We start from the raw sequence: 16,882 nt of genomic DNA, 5'->3' as shown, positions 1-16,882 counted from the left end.
GTCTTACTCCCCTGGTCCGGCCAGAACCGTCTGCTCGAGCCAGCGCGTGTGAATGCGGTTGGCGATGAAGTCCGGGTGCCGAGCGATCTTGGCGTGGAGGGGAAGGGTGGTGGGAACACCCTCAACTTCGAACGCGTCGATGGCACCGATGAGTCGTTCGACGGCCTGCGCTCGGTCGCGGCCGTGCACGATAAGCTTGCCGACCATGCTGTCGTAGAATGGAGGGATCGTCGCACCTTCGACAATGTGGCTGTCGAGGCGGACGCCATCACCTTCCGGCGGGCGCCAGCGGCTGACAGTGCCGGGCATCGGCATGAAATCGCGCTGCCAATCCTCGGCATTGATCCGGCATTCGATCGCGTGGCCCGAGAGCTCGATCCGATCCTGCGAAAGGCTGAGCGGCGCACCGCTGGCGATGCGCAACTGTTCCTGCACCAGGTCGAAGCCGCCGGCGATCATTTCACTGACCGGATGTTCGACCTGGATGCGTGCGTTGACCTCGATGAAATAGACTTCACCGCGAGCGACATCGTAGAGAAATTCTGCAGTGCCGGCGTTGCGGTAATTCACGCTCGCGGCAAGCGCGCGGGCCGCTTCGTGCAGCTTGGCGCGCAACTCGGCCGACATGGCGGCACAGGGCGCTTCCTCGACCAGCTTCTGGTAGCGCCGCTGAACCGAGCAGTCGCGCTCGCCGAAGTGGACGACATTGCCATTGCCGTCGCCCATCAGCTGGACTTCCACGTGCCGCGCCTCAGGCACGAAGCGCTCCATGAAGAGCGTGCCGTCATTGAAGGCGGCGAGCGCTTCTGCACTGGCCTTTGCAAAGCCGGCTTCAACCTCGCGAGCGTTGTTGGCGATCACCATGCCGCGCCCGCCCCCGCCCGCCGATGCCTTCAGCAGGACCGGGTACCCGATCTCGTCACCCGCCTTCACTGCGTCGGCGGCGCTGGCGATCTCGCCAGTTCCAGGCACCAGCGGCACTCCCGCCGCCTGCGCCATTGCGCGCGCGCTCAGCTTGTCTCCCAACGCCTCGATCACGTCGGGTCGAGGGCCGACGAAGGCGATCCCGTGGTCTTCGCATAAGCGGGCCAGTTCCGCGCGCTCCGAGAGGAAGCCGTAGCCCGGATGGAGCATGTCGCAGCCCGTCGACAATGCTGCCTGAACGACCAGCTTTGCATCGAGGTAGCTCTTGGCCGCAGGCCCGGGGCCGAGCACGACCGCCCGATCCGCTTCGCGGGCACCCAGACTGTCGCGGTCGGCATCGGACACGCCGATGACTGTCTCCATGCCAAGTCCTGCGGCAGCCCGAACGACGCGGAGACCGATCTCCCCCCGGTTGGCGACGAAAACCCTGCTCATTGCGATCAATCGGGCATGATGAGGAAAAGCGGCTGGTCGGCAGCGACCATTTCGCCATCGCCGACCAGGATGGCTTCCACCCGGCCGCTGTGGTCCGCACGGACCGCCGTGAACAGCTTCATCACCTCGACAAGACACAGCTCGTCGTCGACCGCGACCCTGGATCCGATGTCGACGTACGCGGGGGAGCCCGGCTTGGGAGAGCGGTAGAAGGTGCCTAGGTACGGTGCGCGAACGACGATCGCACCTTCTGGCCAAGCGGTTTCGTCGATCTCTGCGCCCGTCACCGAAGGCACGGGCGTGCCAGCAGAAGGCGGTGCGCTCGGGGATGCGGAGTGCGCTGGCAGGCCGGAAGCGGCAGTGGCATGCGCCGAGCCGATGCCGGTCGCGCCCGAATCCTTCGACAGGTAAATTTCGAACTCGCCGCGACGAACGTGCAACTCGCGCAAATCCGATGCTTCGAACTCGGCAATGAGCTGCTCGATGTCCGGCATGGCACCCTCCGCGTCCATCACCGCCTCCGCCGTTCGACTTCGGCCCGCGTCAAGCCCGGTGGGGTTCCCGCCAGCGAAGGCGTGCGGCGCCATTCGTCCGCGAATGCGCGGGCAGTGTTCTCGTCGCCATCGGCAGCATATTTGATCGAAGTGTCGCAAAGGAACCGGATGCCGTCCTGCATCTGCAATGGCGCGACGGCCTTTGCCCTCCGGTTGTATTCGGCAAGGTCGAGGGCGCCCTGCGTCGTGCGATACGGACCGGTCTTGTCGTCGAGATGGAACACGCCTTCGCCGATCGGCGCGAGTGCCGCGTCGGACGGTTCGCGGTCGAGGACGGTGTAGGGAATGTGCGAGATGTAGCGCGCCGGTTGCCCGTTGTGTTGCATCATCGCATATTCGTTGAGCTGCTGGCTCGGCAGGCTGACGAGCCCGACCAACTCGCCAAGGAAATCTCGACCGAACTCGTCGTTGAGCAGGGGACGAAAGCGATCCGCGCGTGGATCGATCTTCATCCAGTCATTGGGGTCGTAGACACCAGCAATGTGGGCGAAGTCCTTGATCAGGGAAAAATAGACGAGCGCGCCTGCGTCCATCATCTGGTCACGCGACCAGCCTGCCACCCGCTTCCACAGCGAAACCGTCGCTTCGCGCAATTTTTCTGTCAGCTTTTCGAAGGTGTCCGCGAGTTCGTCCGCCGAACCCATGCCCACCGGTTCGAAGCCGTCGCTGAGGCAGTCCGACGTGTAGAGACCAATGCCCGTCAGCGCTTCGGCGGTAAACTCCGGGCGCGATTCGAAGCTTCCCCAGTCGTCCATCAGGTAGAACTGGCAGCCCGTGGCTTCCATTGTGACGGTGAGATTGTTGAATGGGATGTCGTCTGCAACCCCGTCCAGCCATGGATAGTCTCCCTGCGCAAGATCGGTAAATTCGCGGACGATCAATTCTCGGTCTTCAGCGAGCTTGTAAGGCCCGGAGTTGTTGAGGGTGCAGCGGCTCTCACAAGAGACGAGGAACCCGTATTGGGATACCGTCGCGAGGAACGCCTGCGCCGCTCCGTGTAGCCGGTCGCCGGGCTTGCAGGCGATCAGGTCGGCATGGAAGCGCTGGATGCGGCGTTCAGGCAGATGCTGAACCCGCTGGCCAAATTCGCGCGCGTTAAGATGACCGTCTTCGCGTTGATAGGCGAGCTTGTAGCGTCGCCAGAAGTCGGTGACGTAGGCGACGTCGGCGGCATTGTCGGCCGGGGAAAGCAGGCCGAAGTTGATGAGCATTTCACGCCCGAGAAGGTAGAATGTCGGCATCGCCCAACTCGGCAGACTGCCGAACTTCCCGCCGAAAGCGCGGGCGCGGTCGCCGATCTCCTCGGCCGGCATGCTTGCCTCGATTTTCCGCAGGAGTTCCGGATACCGGTAATAGCAGTTCAGGTAGGAAAGCAGCATGTACGACGGGACCGGGAACAGCTTGGATTCCTGCACCGTGCGGGTGACGCAGAGCCAGTAGGTGTCGTCACCAATCGTCTGGATCGCGTTGTTGGCCTCCAGCAGGCGGACGTAGTCGAGCATCCCTTTCCACCTCCCTTCAGGCAGTTTCATTATCGATGCACATCTTACAGGACGATGCGCGATTGGCAATAGCTTCGGTCGATTTCGTCAGACGAAATAGTCGATTCACATTGTCTGGGCACGCCGCTCCAGCAGGTCGACGTAGGCGGGCAGAACCATCGCGAATCCTTCGAACCGGGGATCCTTGATGCGGCCCGTACGAAAGAGATGCGCGCCGACCGAAATGATTGCGGACACCTTGGCCTGTCCGATCACCGCGTAGCGCATCACGTCCGGAGCGGTCCGGTCGGTCCGTTGCTCCCATTCCGCGACCATGCGGTCCCAGCTCCACCACCCTGGTTCGCCGAAACCCGCATTCGCCAGCGATGCCGCGCCTTGGTCGTGGAACATGAGGATGTAACCGAGGTCGAGCATCGGCTCGCTAATCTGCGCCATTTCCCAGTCGAGCAAGGCGGTCAGCTTGCCGTCGTGCCACAGGCAGTTGCCGTGCTTCGGGTCGCCATGCACTGGAGTCGCCGGCCCCGAGGTGCGTGGCGGATTGCGGTCGAGCTCTTCGAGCACCGCGATCAGCGCAGGACTTGCTTCGCAATCACGCGATACTTCGAGCCAATGGGAGACCTCCTGTTCGACGGTGCGGCCGCCAGGTGGCATGAGGTCGACGGGCATCTTGTGCAGCGAAGCGACCGCGTCGAACCATTGGGCGCACAACGAATCCATGCCCTCCGGCCCGGCATCTTCGAGCCACTGGGGCACAGCGTATTCGAATGCTTCGCCAGACACTGCGTCCATCAGGAAGAATTCGTCGCCTAGAACCGCTGGATCGGTGCACAGTTCGCGCATCACCGGCATCGGCACGCCCGGCGCGTGTGCCTTTACCGCCGACATCACCGCGTGCTGGCGAGCCATGTCGTAAGGCGGCAGCAGCCCCTCTTCCGAAGGCGGCATGCGCAGGATCTCATTCAGACCCTCAACGAGGTAGGTCTCGTTCGAATGTCCGGCGGACAGCGTCTTGACCCCGCAGACGCCCGCGCCGCGATCGAGATAGCTGCGCAGGCCTTCGGCGAGGCGTTCGGTATCGCGTGCCATCGCGCTCAGACCAGCGAGTTGGCGGCGGTCAGACCGAGCGCCGGATTGGCCCCGTGAATGATCGTCTCCATGATGCCGTAGCCGACCGCGTCGCCCTCGGTGACCCGGATCGGGCAATCGCGGAGTTGGCGGATCCGTTCGAGGGTCTTGCGGTCCATCGTGTCGGCGAACTTTTCGCCCTCGACCGTCAGCTCACCCATCCACGAACCGTGCTTGCGCCCGTCGAAGCCCAGGTAGAGGCCCGGCCCAAGGTGAACGCCCGACGTTCCGACTACCTCGACCTCCACGGTGTGGGTGCCGCCCTGCAGCATGTCGAAATGGACGCGCCCGCCCTTGAGTCGCCGCGTGTAGTCGTCGAAATCGAGTTCGGGCCGCACGCGGGCAACGGTTTCCTGAGTTCCGTCCGGACGGTTCAGGTAACCCGACGAGTAGAAAACCCGCCCCTGCTTGGTCTGGTAGTAGAAGTGGAAAGCGTACTTCTCGCCGTTCGGCTTCACGAGCATGAACGGACTCCAGATCAATTCGAACTCGCCTTCGCCGAAGCGGACGTCGCCGAAGTCTGCGCTGGAGCGGATGTCGGCATTGTGCGCACCCACATCAAGACGGGTGCCCCAGCTGTGGTCGCGGTATTCGGTCCATTCGTCGGACACGATCTCGATCCGCTCGCCTTCGATCTCGATCCACCCTTCGGGTACGCCGATCTGGTGGTACCGGATCACGTCGGAGCCGACGCGAAAGCCATCGCGTTCACGCTGGCGGTGGCGCTTTTCGAAGAAGGGCGGCATCTCCGCAGTGAAGGTGATGTCATACGCGATCGGCTGTTCGCTGTTGCGATCGAGGCGGTACCGGACCTGCTTGAGGGGCTCGATCACGTCGTACTTGATGGGGCCGACGTGGGTGATGGTCGGGTCGTCCCGCAGTTCGCCGTTGGCGCGTACCGTCCACTGCTCGCTGCCGCGCGAAACCGCCGCCCAGCCGTCGAGCACTCCGCGATTGTGATAGCGACCAAGTCCGAAATCGACGCCCAGCGCGCCGTCCTTGCGAACGATTGCGGACCAGATCTTCTCGGTCCAGCTGTGATCCGATGTCGACGCGGTCGCGAATGTGTCGACGATCTGGTGGTTGAGCATCTCGTCGAGGGCGGTGATCATCCCGATGTCTTCCATCTCGTTACGGATGAATTTCACGGGCCCATTGGTCTGCCAGGTCATTGCTCTCTCCGATTGCGCTCGATCCCGAATCCCCTCGACGAGGAATGTCGATGCTTTCACGACGTCCTAAATGTGTCGGACGATTTCGTCTAGCCATTTTCGCTCATCTAGATCGCGGGCGTGCAGTATCGGCCGCACACGAAGGTGTGTGCAGGCGAGAAAAAACAAGGATTTGCGGGTAGGATCGTTAAATATCGTGATGCGGAAAAGCGTCGGCCGGAAGCTCGCGCATAGTCTTGCGAGTGCCCTCAAAATGCGCCGCCATGGCCTTGTCGGCGGCATTGGCGTCGCCAGCAGCGATGGCCTTGGCGATCTTCAGGTAACCGTCGGCATGGCGCTTACGTTGCTGGTCGGTTTGGCGAGTCTCGACCTGCGCGCGGAAAAGGTCCGTGCGTGACAGCGGCATTGTGCGGGCAAGCTCGTAATTGCCGCCCATTTCCATCATCAGATCGTAAAATCGCCGACGCTCGTTGAGGTAATCGCCCCGATTACCCGACGAGTGAACCTGACCGAGCTTCTCTCCGGCATCGACGATGCGCTTGCGGTCTCGCTGGCTCGAGCAGTTCTGAGAAGCGAGTCGCGCGGCGAGTCGGGCAAGCGGCTCAAGCGTATCGAGCAGGTCGAGAACCGATTTGCGGTCCAGCGTGGCAATGTAGGCGCCGCGAAAACGGCTCAGCGATACGATCCCGGCAGCCCCGAGGTGCTTCAACGCTTCTCGGAGACTGCCGCGGCTGATCTTGAGCCGGCTGGTCAGTTCGGGTTCGAGGAGGTGCTGTCCTGGCACCAGCCGGCCGCTTCGAATGTCCTGCAGGATCGCTTCGGCGATCCGATCGCTGGCGCTCAACCGCTCATCCAGATCGCTTTTCGCTGCGGCATTCGTAGCGTCTGTCTTGTCGGCCACCGCCCCCATCGATCACATCCTAACCTGGCCGTTTCGACGATGCAGATTGCCTGCAGCGCCCATCGGAAAACAAACACGCGCGTTGCGCATCTAGTGTCGCAGTTGGCGACATTTGGCCTGAAACTCAAGCAACCGAATGCCTTGCCACGAACTTCAACCTATCTTGAAGAAGGCGAGCCGCCTAGCCGCTAATGTACAATTTCGACCGACGAGTCTGTCGGACACCCAGCTGCCTCCTTGCCCCACGGGATTCGCGTTTCAGTCTATCGATTTCGTTTGACGAAATCATCGAGCGTTGTTTAGGATGCTGGTGATCGCGACCGAGTTCGTTTGGCGTGAATGGGTGGCCGCAAGCTCCCCAGCCGACCAAGCGGCTCTCCGACAACCCAAGTCGGCGCGGCGCGTGCACGATCGACCGGCGGAACTGCCGGCGGATTGGGGAGGATACGATGCGTAACGCAACACGATTCATGATTCGAGCTTCGGCCGTCTCGGTCGCTCTGGCTTCGGCCCCCGCCTTCGCACAGGTAGATCCTGCTGCCGAAGGGCAGGTAGCCGCGCCGACTTCTGCAGCGGCGGCCGAGGGTGAAATCATCGTCACCGCGAACAAGCGCGAACAGTCGATCAACGACGTCGGCTTGTCGATCACGGCCGAGACGGGCGAGACGCTTGTTACTCGCGGGATCGATTCGCCGACCGATCTGGGCAAGATCGTTCCCGGTCTGACGGTCCAGCCGTCGCCGTTCAACACCCCGGTCTATACCTTGCGCGGTATCGGCTTCTACGAAACGACCCTTTCCGCCGCACCGACCGTCGCGGTCTACACCGACGAAGTTGCGCTGCCGTTCAGCGCGACGACCCGCGGGATCGGTTTCGACATCGAGCGCGTCGAGGTGCTCAAGGGTCCGCAGGGGACCCTGTTCGGGCAGAATACCACCGGTGGCGCGATCAACTACGTCGTCAACAAACCGACCGACACGTTTGCAGCGGGCGTGGATGCGAGCTTCGGCCGCTTCAACACGATCGACGTGCAGGGTTTCGTCAGCGGCCCCATTGCTGGCGGATTGAAGGCTCGGTTGGCGCTGCGGACGATCCAGTCAGACGATTGGCAGTATAGCTACACGCGCAACGACACTCTGGGTCGACAGGACAAGCTACAGGGCCGGTTGCAGCTCGAGTTCGACAATGGCGGCCTGCTCCGTGTCCTCCTCAATGCAAATGGCTGGCGCGATCGAAGCGATACACAGGCCGCACAGTTGATCGAGGACTCTTGCGGTGCCAACACCGCTTCGACCTGCAGCAGCCCCGATGCGCTGGCGTTCAAGGCCTACCAGCCGGCACCACGTAATGCCCGCGCGGCCGATTGGAGCTATGGGGTGCCGCTGAGCATCGCCGGAGATACTGCGACCACAGATTACAGCCTGCGCAACTATGCGGTCCTTGCCGCCAATTACCGTCCGCTAGAGCGAGACGACCGGTTCTACCAGTTCAGCGGGCGGGTGGATGTCGACCTCAGCGAAGCGCTGACCTTGACGTCGATCACTGCCTATTCCGATTACAAGACCGACTCGGTGCAGGACTTCGACGGTTCCATCTACGCTACGGTCGATACAAACACGTCAGGCTATATCAAGACCTTCTCGCAAGAGTTGCGCGTCTCGGGCGACTATACCTGGGGCAATTTCATCCTTGGCGCGAACTACGACAGCTCTAAGACTTTCGACCGGCTGTTCTACAACTTCAGCCAGGGCCCCTCGTCCAACCCCCTCTACTTCATCCCCGGAGCCCCGCGTGGGCAGTTGACGTTCAACTATTCCGACCAGGATGTGAAGAACTACGCCGCGTTCGCCAACGTCGAGTTTGCGCTGACCTCGCGCCTCGATCTCGTGGCCGGCGCGCGGTACACCGAGAGCAAGCGCAACTTCGAAGGTTGTACGAACGACTTCGGTGGCGGCACGGCGATCTGGTGGAACGCGATCTTCGGCACGACGGTGCAGCCGGGCGAGTGCCTGACCTTCACGGCCAACTTCCCGCAGCAGTTCCGCCCTGCGCTGTTCGACGAACTCGACGAAAACAACCTGTCGTGGAACGTGGGCCTCAACTACAACACTGCCAGCGACGCGCTGCTCTATGCCCGCGTGGCGCGCGGCTACAAGTCAGGCAGCTTCCCCACGGCTTCCGTTGCGAGTTATACCGGCTACGCGCCGGTGAAGCAGGAATCGGTGACGGCGTACGAGGCGGGCTTCAAGGCGCCCTTCAGCAACGGCCTCGTCAACGTGACCGCGGCAGCGTTCTACTATGACTACAAGGACAAGCAGCTTCGCGGCCGCAAGCCCGATCCGGTGTTCGTCACCCTCGATGCGCTGGTCCAGATCCCCGCGAGTTCGGTCAAGGGCTTCGAAACCCAGCTCGACGTACGTCCGATGGACGGCCTGACGCTGAGTGCGGGCCTCACCTACATCGATACCGAGATCAAGGAATACACCGGGTTCGACGCGCTCGGCGTGCAGCGCAATTTCACCGGACAGGACTTTCCGTACGCACCTGCCCTGACCGCGATCGGCGACATCGAATACGAGTTCCTCGTCGGGGCCGATGCCAAGGCGTACATGGGCGCGTCGGTATCCTACAACAGCCAGACGACTAGCGCGCTCAACAACACCAACACCCAGTTCGCCTCCGAAGACACCCGCTACACCATTAAGGAATACGCGGTGCTCGACCTGCGGGCGGGTGTGCGATTCAACGACGACAAGATCCGGCTAGGCGCTTGGGTGCGCAACGCCACCAATACCTTCTACTGGACCAACGTGCAGGACAACCTGGCGTCGATCTCCCGCTTCACCGGGATGCCCCGCACGTATGGCCTCCAGGCCAGCTGGCGCTACTGACGCGGTAGTCCGGTTTGAAACGGGGGCGGCGGGAGCGATCCTGCCGCCCCTTTTCTTTGCAGCCTCGGAATTTCTCTGATATCGTCGGACGAAATCATAAGCCGATTCCGCTCGGCCCGAGGAGAGATCGATGGCGACGCAGTTGCAATATCCCGGTGATCGCGGGGTACTTTCGGACGAGGCGCCGCGCCTGGTCGAACGGATCCCGCAGATTCCGAAGATCGAGCGGATGCACGGCCCGATCACGCGCGGCATCTTGCGGCGGTTTTACTTCCTACAGGCTGCTGTGTTTGCTGCAGGGCTGATGCCGATCATCCTCGGCCTCAGTCCGCAGTGGAAGGCGTTCGGCCTCGGAATCATCCTGCCGGGCGGGGGGTTCTTCTACGCAGGCGGCGCTGCCGGAGTCGTTCTTGGCCTGCTTTCGGTGGCGGCGTTCGCGGTAATAATGTTCATCTGGTGGGCGCGGGGGCCCGTGCTGGCGCCGCCTGCCGTGTTGACCGGCACCGCGCTGCTGTCAGCCGCGTTCGTCGGCTGGCGCGGCACAGGCGGAGCCCCGGTCATGGAACTGGCCGTTCCCGCTGCGTTAGCCGGCCTCCATTTCGTGCTGGCTGTGGGCCGCCGCCGCAAGTTCGCCGCCGCCCGGGCCCGTGCCGAAGAGCACAACAAGGCGATCGCCCTTGCCGAACCGATCCTGCGCGACCGGCCCATCGAGGCCTCACCCGAAATGCCGGACACGCAGGTCGCCGAGTTCCGCCGCATGCTGGATCTGGCGCTCCAACCGGTCGACAGCTGGACCGGCTTCAATTTCAACGACACCTGGCAGGATGGCGCGCTCCGCTACCAGATCTGCACGATGAGCTGGAACCTCGCGTTCGGCCAGTACACCCAGCTTCCGGCGTTCCACGGATATCTCAACACGGCCCAGGAAAACCTGATCCGCAAGCACATCGACCGCAAAACATTCAATTACTGGTACTGGGAAAGCATGTGGGGCAACCTGCGTCCCGGCAAAAACCCGGTCGACATCGACAACATCATGTTGAGCGGGTTCTTGGGAGTTTCGCTCGGTCTGTTCGAAACGTCGAGCGGTACGTCGCCGTTCAAGGGCGAAGGCGCGTTGACCTTCCGCTGGGACGAAAACACCGCGTTCCCTTACAGCCACGAGACGATGCTGCGCGAGGTGGTGAAGAACTACAAGCGCTATGACTACGGCTGGTTCCCCTGCGAGCCGCGTTGGATCTACTCGATGTGCAACCTGGTCGGGCGGACCTCGCTGGCGTTGCATGACGCGCGCCATGGGACCGACATGATCGGCGAGATCGGCGACCGGTTCGACCGGACGATGGAAGAGGAGATGACGCTTCCCGACGGTCGCATTCGCGTCTGCACCTCGAGCACCTTCGGCTTCACGGTCCCCAGCCTGTCCGGCCTGTTCGGCGAAACCTGGGGCATCCGCTTCATGACCCCCTACGCACCCGATCAGGCCGAGCGGCTGTGGCAGATCATGAAGCGCGACTTCATCCAGGTCACGCGCGACGGCAAGCTCGACTTCCGCCTGCTCCCGCTCGGGTGGGATACTCGCAAGCCGGCAAATTTCTCGTACAAGGAATGGCCCGAGCTGAACCCGTTGATGATGGTCCTTTGGGCCGCTCAGGAAATGGGTGACGAGGAAATCATCGCCGCGACAGCCAAGACCATGGACGAGATGTACGGCGAGGGTGTCGCCGCGTCGCAGACCTGGACCCGCGCAAACACGGTCCGTGACATGGTCAATCGCGGCCTGCCCGAAGCTTGGGCGACCGGACCTCTGCTGGCAGAGGCGGAATATCCCAAGGTCATCGTGACTCGGGCGGTCAGCGACGGCTCGGCGCTCGAAATCGTGCTGCGTCCTGGCGAAGGACCCACCGAAGCGGCTCTTGGACTATCGCGGCTCGTCCCAGGTCGAACGTACCGCGTGCAGGAGGCGGGTATCGACCTGACCGCGGACGGCGCGGGCAACGCCCGGTTCACCGTGCCCCTGGCAGAACGTCGCAGCTTCACGATCGCGCCCGCCGCGTGATAGGAAGGCCCTCGAAAGGATAGCCCCGCGTGGTCTGCTGCGTCATCGCTGCCTATCTCTACCGGATGTTCCTCGCCATGTTGCGGCGATGGGGCATTTATTGGGGCGTGGTGCGTCCGGTCGATTGGGAGTGTGAACTACCGACGTTCGCCGGATCCGTGCGCCATCGCATCGCCGCACTCCGGGCTGCTTCGCGAGACGCGCCGCCGGTGCCCCCGCTCCAGGGGCGTCCCCAGCGCTAGGCCATCAGCGAACCGCCATTCGCCTGTAGCGTCTGGCCTGTGATGAAGGACGCACCGTCGCCGGCCAGAAACAGGGCCGCCGCGGCGATTTCCGCAGGATCGGCATAGCGCTTCATGGCGATCGAGGCGACTACTTCGGCCACTGCGCCCGTCGTGTCGGTCGCCGCCATCTCGGACACACTCTCTGTCAGGGTTGGCCCCGGCGACAGGCAGTTTATCCGCACGTTCGGTGCCGCTTCTGCCGCGATCGCCCGGCTGAATGCCTCGACCGCACCCTTGCTCGCCGCGTAGAGCGACAGGCCCGGCGTTGGCGCCCGCGCGGCGATCGAGGTGACGTTGATCACCGTGCCGCTCCCATTCGCGACCATTGCCGGAACGAACGCGCGGCAGAACTGAAAGGTACCTGCGAAGTTCGTGCGCATGATCGCTTCGGCGGCGTCGGGCGGGAGATCGGCCAGGAGTCCGGCCGGGAACATGCCGGCATTGTTGACCAGGACGTCGCAGGTCCCTGCCGCTTCAAGCGCGCTGGCGGCGGTGGCCGGATCGCCGACGTCTCCAACTATGTACGTCGCTCCGTCAAGCCCCGCGGCGACGGATTCGAGCGAGGCGGCATGTCGGCCGACCAATACCAGCCTGGCGCCTTCCGCGGCGAACCGCTCTGCGATCGCCTTGCCTATCCCGCGCGAGGCCCCCGTGACGACGGCGGTGCGGCCGTCCAGCGCTTTCTGGTTCACAACCTCTTCCCTATCCGATATGACGAAATCGTCTGACGATTATCACACCGATTATCGTCTGGCGCAAGTTCGATCGGGAGAGGACATGAACGGGATTTCGCCAGAGGCGATCGCAATCGCGGAACGGGTCGAGTGGTTTGTTCGAGAGGTCGTCGCTCCCTACGAGCGCGATCCGCGCCGCGACCACCACGATTGCCCGACCGACGAACTGGTCGCGGAACTGCGGGAAAAGGCGCGATCGGCGGGCGTCGTGACGCCGCACATCCTGCCCGGCGGCGGCCACCTCACCCAACGCGAGACCGCAGCAGTCCTCATCGCCACCGGCCTGTCTCCGCTCGGCCCCTTGGCTTGCAATACCGCCGCGCCCGACGAAGGTAACATGTACCTGCTCGGCAAAGTCGGCAGCGACACGATCAAGCAGCGCTTCCTGGCGCCACTTGTGTCCGGCGAGACGCGCTCCGCATTCTTCATGACCGAGCCGGCTGGCGACGGCGGGGCGGGCTCGGACCCGTCGATGATGCAGACGACATGTCGGCTCGATGGCAACCACTGGGTGATCGACGGTCGCAAGGCATTCATTACCGGCGCGCAGGGAGCTCAGGTCGGAATCGTGATGGCGAAATCGATCGATCCGGCGAGTGAGGGAGGGGCATGCATGTTCCTCGTCGACTTGCCTGACGACGCGATCACGATCGAGCGGGTGCCCAACACGATCGACAGCTCCATGCCCGGGGGGCACGCCGTCGTGCGCATCAAAGGGTTGCGCGTGCCAGCCGACCAAATGCTGGGCGCAGCGGGCGAGGGGTTTCGCTATGCGCAAGTCAGGTTGTCGCCCGCGCGGCTCAGTCACTGCATGCGCTGGCTCGGTGCATGCATTCGCGCGCACGAAATCGCCACCGATTACGCCTGCCGGCGCAGCGCCTTCGGGAAGACGCTGGTCGACCACGAAGGGGTCGGCTTCATGCTCGCGGAAAACCGCATCGACCTGCAGCAGGCGCGGCTCATGGTCGACTGGTGCGCCGACGTGCTCGACGGCGGGGCGCTGGGAACCGTCGAAAGCTCGATGGCCAAAGTAGCCGTTTCCGAAGCGCTCATGCGCGTGGCGGACCGGTGCGTGCAGGTGATGGGCGGCAGCGGGGTGACTTCGGACACCATCGTCGAGCAGGTGTTTCGAGAAATCCGCGCCTTCCGCATCTATGACGGTCCGACGGAAGTCCACAAGTGGAGCCTGGCGAAGGCGATCAAGCGCGAATGGCGCGCCGCGCAGGCCAGTGATGTCTGACGATCTCATCACGGCCAACCTCGGCACCACCGACGTCCGCCCCGGTTTCGAAATCGATTCCGTCCGACTCGATGACTGGATGCAGGCCAACGTCGATGGGTACGCGGGGCCGCTTACTGTTCGCCAGTTCAAGGGCGGCCAGTCGAACCCGACCTATCAACTCGCCACGCCGGGGCGCAATTATGTCCTCCGACGGAAACCTCCGGGCAAGCTGCTCAAGGGCGCACACGCGGTCGAACGCGAAGCCCGCGTCATGGCGGCGCTCGGAGAAACGGCGGTGCCCGTTCCGCGGGTGTTCGGTATCTGCACAAACGACGATGTGATCGGGACGTGGTTCTTCGTCATGGACCTCGTCGACGGTCGCATCTTCTGGGACGCCACCTTCCTGGATGTCGATCGCGCACAGCGGCCCGAATACTTCGACGCCATGAACGCGACGCTCGCCGCACTCCACCGGGTCGATCCAGTGGCTGTCGGACTCGGCGATTACGGTCGGCCCGGCAATTATTTCGCCCGCCAGATCGCGCGCTGGTCGGGCCAGTACCTTGCGGACGAGGAAGCGGGGCGCGACGCGGGTATGGACTGCCTCATCGAATGGCTTCCCGCGAACATCCCTGCGGGTGAAGAGGCGACCATCGTCCACGGTGATTTCCGCTGCGACAACATGATCTTCCACCCGACCGAGCCACGGGTTCTCGCAATCCTCGACTGGGAGCTATCGACGATCGGTCACCCGCTGGCCGACTTCGCCTATCACGCCATCATGTATCGCATGCCGCCCGATATTGTCGCGGGCCTCGCAAGCGCCGACCTCGCCGACCTGAACATCCCCGGCGAGGAAGAGTATGTCGCGAGGTATTGCCGTCGGGTAGGGCGCACGGCGATCCCCGAGTGGGACTTCTATGTCGCGTTCCAGTTCTTCCGGCTCGCGGCGATCTTTCACGGCATCAAGGGCCGGGTCATCCGCGGCACCGCTGCCAACGCCAAGGCGCGGGTGCGGGCAGAAGCCTACCCCCGCCTCGTCGACCTAGCGATCGAAGCGATGGAGAAGTGCAATTGACAGGCAGCGGCGTGACCTTCACTGTTGACGGCGCGATAGCCACGATCCTGCTCGACCGGCCCGCCGCCGGAAATGCGATCGACATGAGCGTCGCCGACGCCTTGTTCGTGGCTGCGCGTACCTGCCACGCAGACGAGAGCATCCGGTGCGTCATGTTGACGGGCGCAGGCCGGCTATTCTGTGTCGGCGGCGACCTGTCGGCCATGCGCGGAGCAGCCGACCGCGGTGCGTACGTCGGCGCACTGGCCGAACGCCTTCATGAAGCGATCGTCCTCCTCATGACGATGCAGAAGCCCCTGGTGACCCTTGTCAACGGACCGGCTGCGGGCGCCGGCATGAGCCTGGCGATCATGGGCGACATTGTCCTCGCTTCGAGGAGTGCCACGTTTACTACCGCCTACGGCGCAGTGGGACTGACGCCTGACGGCGGCATGAGCTGGCTGCTCCCGCGGCTCGTCGGGTTGCGGGAGGCCCAACGCCTGCTCATGACCGGTGAGAGGGTAACGGCAGATAGGGCGATCGAGATCGGCCTTGTCTCGCAAGTCGTCGAAGTCGACGATCTGACGGTCGAAGGCCAGGCGCTGGCCTGTCGGCTCGCCATTGGGCCGACCCGGGCGCTTGGGGGTGCGCGGGCACTCTTGCAGACGAGCTATAGCACCTCGCTCGAGGGCCAGCTTGTCCGCGAGGCGGAGCGAATTGCCGTTGCGGCGCGCGGGGGCGAGGCGGCCGAGGGCATCACTGCCTTCGCCGAACGCAGGACGCCCGACTTTCCCGCAGCGACCGTCCAGCCCGCGAAAATCTAGTCCGTTCGAGAGAATTTTGCGCATGACAGGCCAGTTTCAGCTCACCGAAGACCAGCTCGCCATCCAGGACATGGCGAGGAAGTTCACCGCCGACCGCATCACGCCCTTCGCCGCGCAGTGGGACGAGGAGCACCACTTCCCGCGTGACGTGGTGCAGGCGGCGGGCGAGCTTGGCTTCGGCGCAATCTATGTGTCCGAAGATTCGGGCGGCATCGCGCTCGGCCGGCTCGAGGCGGCGCTGATCATGGAAGCGATGGCCTACGGCTGCCCCGCGACCAGCGCCTACGTCTCGATCCATAACATGGCGAGCTGGATGATCGATCGCTTCGGCGGCGACGAGGTGAAGGCGAAGTTCCTGCCCAGGCTCGTGAGCATGGAGCATATCGCGAGCTACGCCCTGACCGAGCCCGGCTCGGGCTCGGACGCGGCCGCGCTCAAGACCACCGCGCGTCTGGACGGCGACCACTACGTCGTCAATGGCACCAAGCAGTTCATCTCGGGCAGCGGTTTCAACGACATCTATGTCGTCATGGTCCGCACGAGCGACGACAAGAGCAAGGGCATCACCTGCCTCGTCGTCGAGAAGGGCACACCGGGTCTCAGTCACGGTGCGCCCGAGAAGAAGCTCGGCTGGAACGCATCGCCCACCGCGCAACTCATCTTCGAGGACTGCCGGGTGCCGGTCGCCAACCGCGTCGGGGCCGAGGGTGAAGGCTTCCGCTTCGCGATGGCGGGTCTCGACGGTGGCCGCCTCAACATCGGTGCGTGCAGCCTCGGCGGCGCGCAGCGGTGCCTCGACGAGGCGGTCAAGTACACCAAGGAACGCCAGCAGTTCGGCCAGCCGATCGCCGACTTCCAGAACACCCAGTTCATGCTCGCCGACATGGCGACAGACCTCGAGGCTGCGCGCGCGCTGCTCTATCTGGCCGCCGCCAAGGTGACCGACGGAGCGCCCGACAAGACGCGCTTCTCGGCAATGGCGAAGCGGTTGGCGACCGACTCGGGCAGCAAGATCGTCAACGACGCGCTGCAACTGTTCGGCGGCTACGGCTACCTGCGCGACTATCCGATCGAACGCTTCTGGCGCGACCTCAGGGTCCACTCGATCCTCGAGGGCACCAACCAGGTCATGCGCATGATCGTCGGCCGCGACATGCTGCGCCAATGACGACGCTCGCGAGCAAGCCGAGCCACGCTC

General features: G+C 63.7%; 13 protein-coding genes. 6 read left to right on the top strand and 7 right to left on the bottom strand.

The window, feature by feature from the left end; translation table 11 throughout:
* Window positions 1-3: 3 nt before the first annotated feature.
* The 6 genes from ACWPMX_RS11230 to ACWPMX_RS11205 form a co-directional block, all read right to left on the bottom strand.
* Window positions 4-1,365, bottom strand: coding sequence for an acetyl-CoA carboxylase biotin carboxylase subunit (locus ACWPMX_RS11230; protein WP_455700774.1), 1,362 nt, complete (start codon window positions 1,363-1,365; stop codon window positions 4-6).
* Entirely contained in the window at window positions 1,365-1,871 is a 507-nt protein-coding gene (gene accB / locus ACWPMX_RS11225) for an acetyl-CoA carboxylase biotin carboxyl carrier protein (protein ID WP_455700086.1), read from the bottom strand. The genes ACWPMX_RS11230 and accB overlap by 1 nt, the downstream gene beginning before the upstream one ends.
* A complete protein-coding gene (locus tag ACWPMX_RS11220; protein WP_455700085.1) occupies window positions 1,871-3,415 on the bottom strand; it encodes a hypothetical protein in 1,545 nt (514 codons plus the stop codon). The genes accB and ACWPMX_RS11220 overlap by 1 nt, the downstream gene beginning before the upstream one ends.
* 105 nt (window positions 3,416-3,520) lie before the next feature.
* On the bottom strand, window positions 3,521-4,501 hold the full coding sequence (locus tag ACWPMX_RS11215) for a phosphotransferase family protein (protein ID WP_455700084.1): 981 nt from the start codon (window positions 4,499-4,501) through the stop codon (window positions 3,521-3,523).
* A 5-nt stretch (window positions 4,502-4,506) separates the two neighbouring features.
* Window positions 4,507-5,712, bottom strand: a complete 1,206-nt coding sequence (locus ACWPMX_RS11210; protein ID WP_455700083.1) for a hypothetical protein — start codon at window positions 5,710-5,712, stop codon at window positions 4,507-4,509.
* Between the two features lie 187 nt (window positions 5,713-5,899).
* Complete coding sequence (locus ACWPMX_RS11205; protein ID WP_455700082.1) at window positions 5,900-6,613, bottom strand: GntR family transcriptional regulator; 714 nt, start codon at window positions 6,611-6,613, stop codon at window positions 5,900-5,902.
* A 470-nt stretch (window positions 6,614-7,083) separates the two neighbouring features.
* Here ACWPMX_RS11205 and ACWPMX_RS11200 point away from each other — a divergent pair, with 470 nt between their 5' ends.
* Entirely contained in the window at window positions 7,084-9,504 is a 2,421-nt protein-coding gene (locus ACWPMX_RS11200; RefSeq protein WP_455700081.1) for a TonB-dependent receptor, read from the top strand.
* Between the two features lie 130 nt (window positions 9,505-9,634).
* Complete coding sequence (locus ACWPMX_RS11195) at window positions 9,635-11,563, top strand: linalool dehydratase/isomerase domain-containing protein (protein ID WP_455700080.1); 1,929 nt, start codon at window positions 9,635-9,637, stop codon at window positions 11,561-11,563.
* Window positions 11,564-11,801: 238 nt separating this feature from the next.
* On the opposite strand, the gene ACWPMX_RS11190 is transcribed toward ACWPMX_RS11195, so the two are convergent.
* Complete coding sequence (locus ACWPMX_RS11190; protein WP_455700079.1) at window positions 11,802-12,539, bottom strand: SDR family NAD(P)-dependent oxidoreductase; 738 nt, start codon at window positions 12,537-12,539, stop codon at window positions 11,802-11,804.
* 85 nt (window positions 12,540-12,624) lie between these two features.
* Between ACWPMX_RS11190 and ACWPMX_RS11185 the strand changes: the two genes are divergently transcribed.
* Genes ACWPMX_RS11185 through ACWPMX_RS11170 form a run of 4 tightly spaced genes read left to right on the top strand, consistent with a single transcriptional unit; the run spans window position 12,625 to window position 16,852 of the window.
* Window positions 12,625-13,821, top strand: coding sequence for an acyl-CoA dehydrogenase family protein (locus ACWPMX_RS11185; RefSeq protein ID WP_455700078.1), 1,197 nt, complete (start codon window positions 12,625-12,627; stop codon window positions 13,819-13,821).
* The gene (locus ACWPMX_RS11180; protein WP_455700077.1) at window positions 13,814-14,881 is read left to right on the top strand and encodes a phosphotransferase; all 1,068 of its coding nucleotides are present in this window, start codon (window positions 13,814-13,816) and stop codon (window positions 14,879-14,881) included. The genes ACWPMX_RS11185 and ACWPMX_RS11180 overlap by 8 nt, the downstream gene beginning before the upstream one ends.
* An 11-nt stretch (window positions 14,882-14,892) precedes the next feature.
* On the top strand, window positions 14,893-15,684 hold the full coding sequence (locus tag ACWPMX_RS11175; protein WP_455700076.1) for an enoyl-CoA hydratase/isomerase family protein: 792 nt from the start codon (window positions 14,893-14,895) through the stop codon (window positions 15,682-15,684).
* 22 nt (window positions 15,685-15,706) lie between these two features.
* On the top strand, window positions 15,707-16,852 hold the full coding sequence (locus ACWPMX_RS11170; RefSeq protein ID WP_455700075.1) for an acyl-CoA dehydrogenase family protein: 1,146 nt from the start codon (window positions 15,707-15,709) through the stop codon (window positions 16,850-16,852).
* The last annotated feature ends 30 nt before the right edge of the window (window positions 16,853-16,882 follow it).

It is taken from the genome of Tsuneonella sp. HG094 (genome assembly GCF_053819285.1).
The sequence above is the reverse complement of the archived record's forward strand: the minus strand, read 5'-3'. Positions and strand labels throughout refer to the sequence as shown.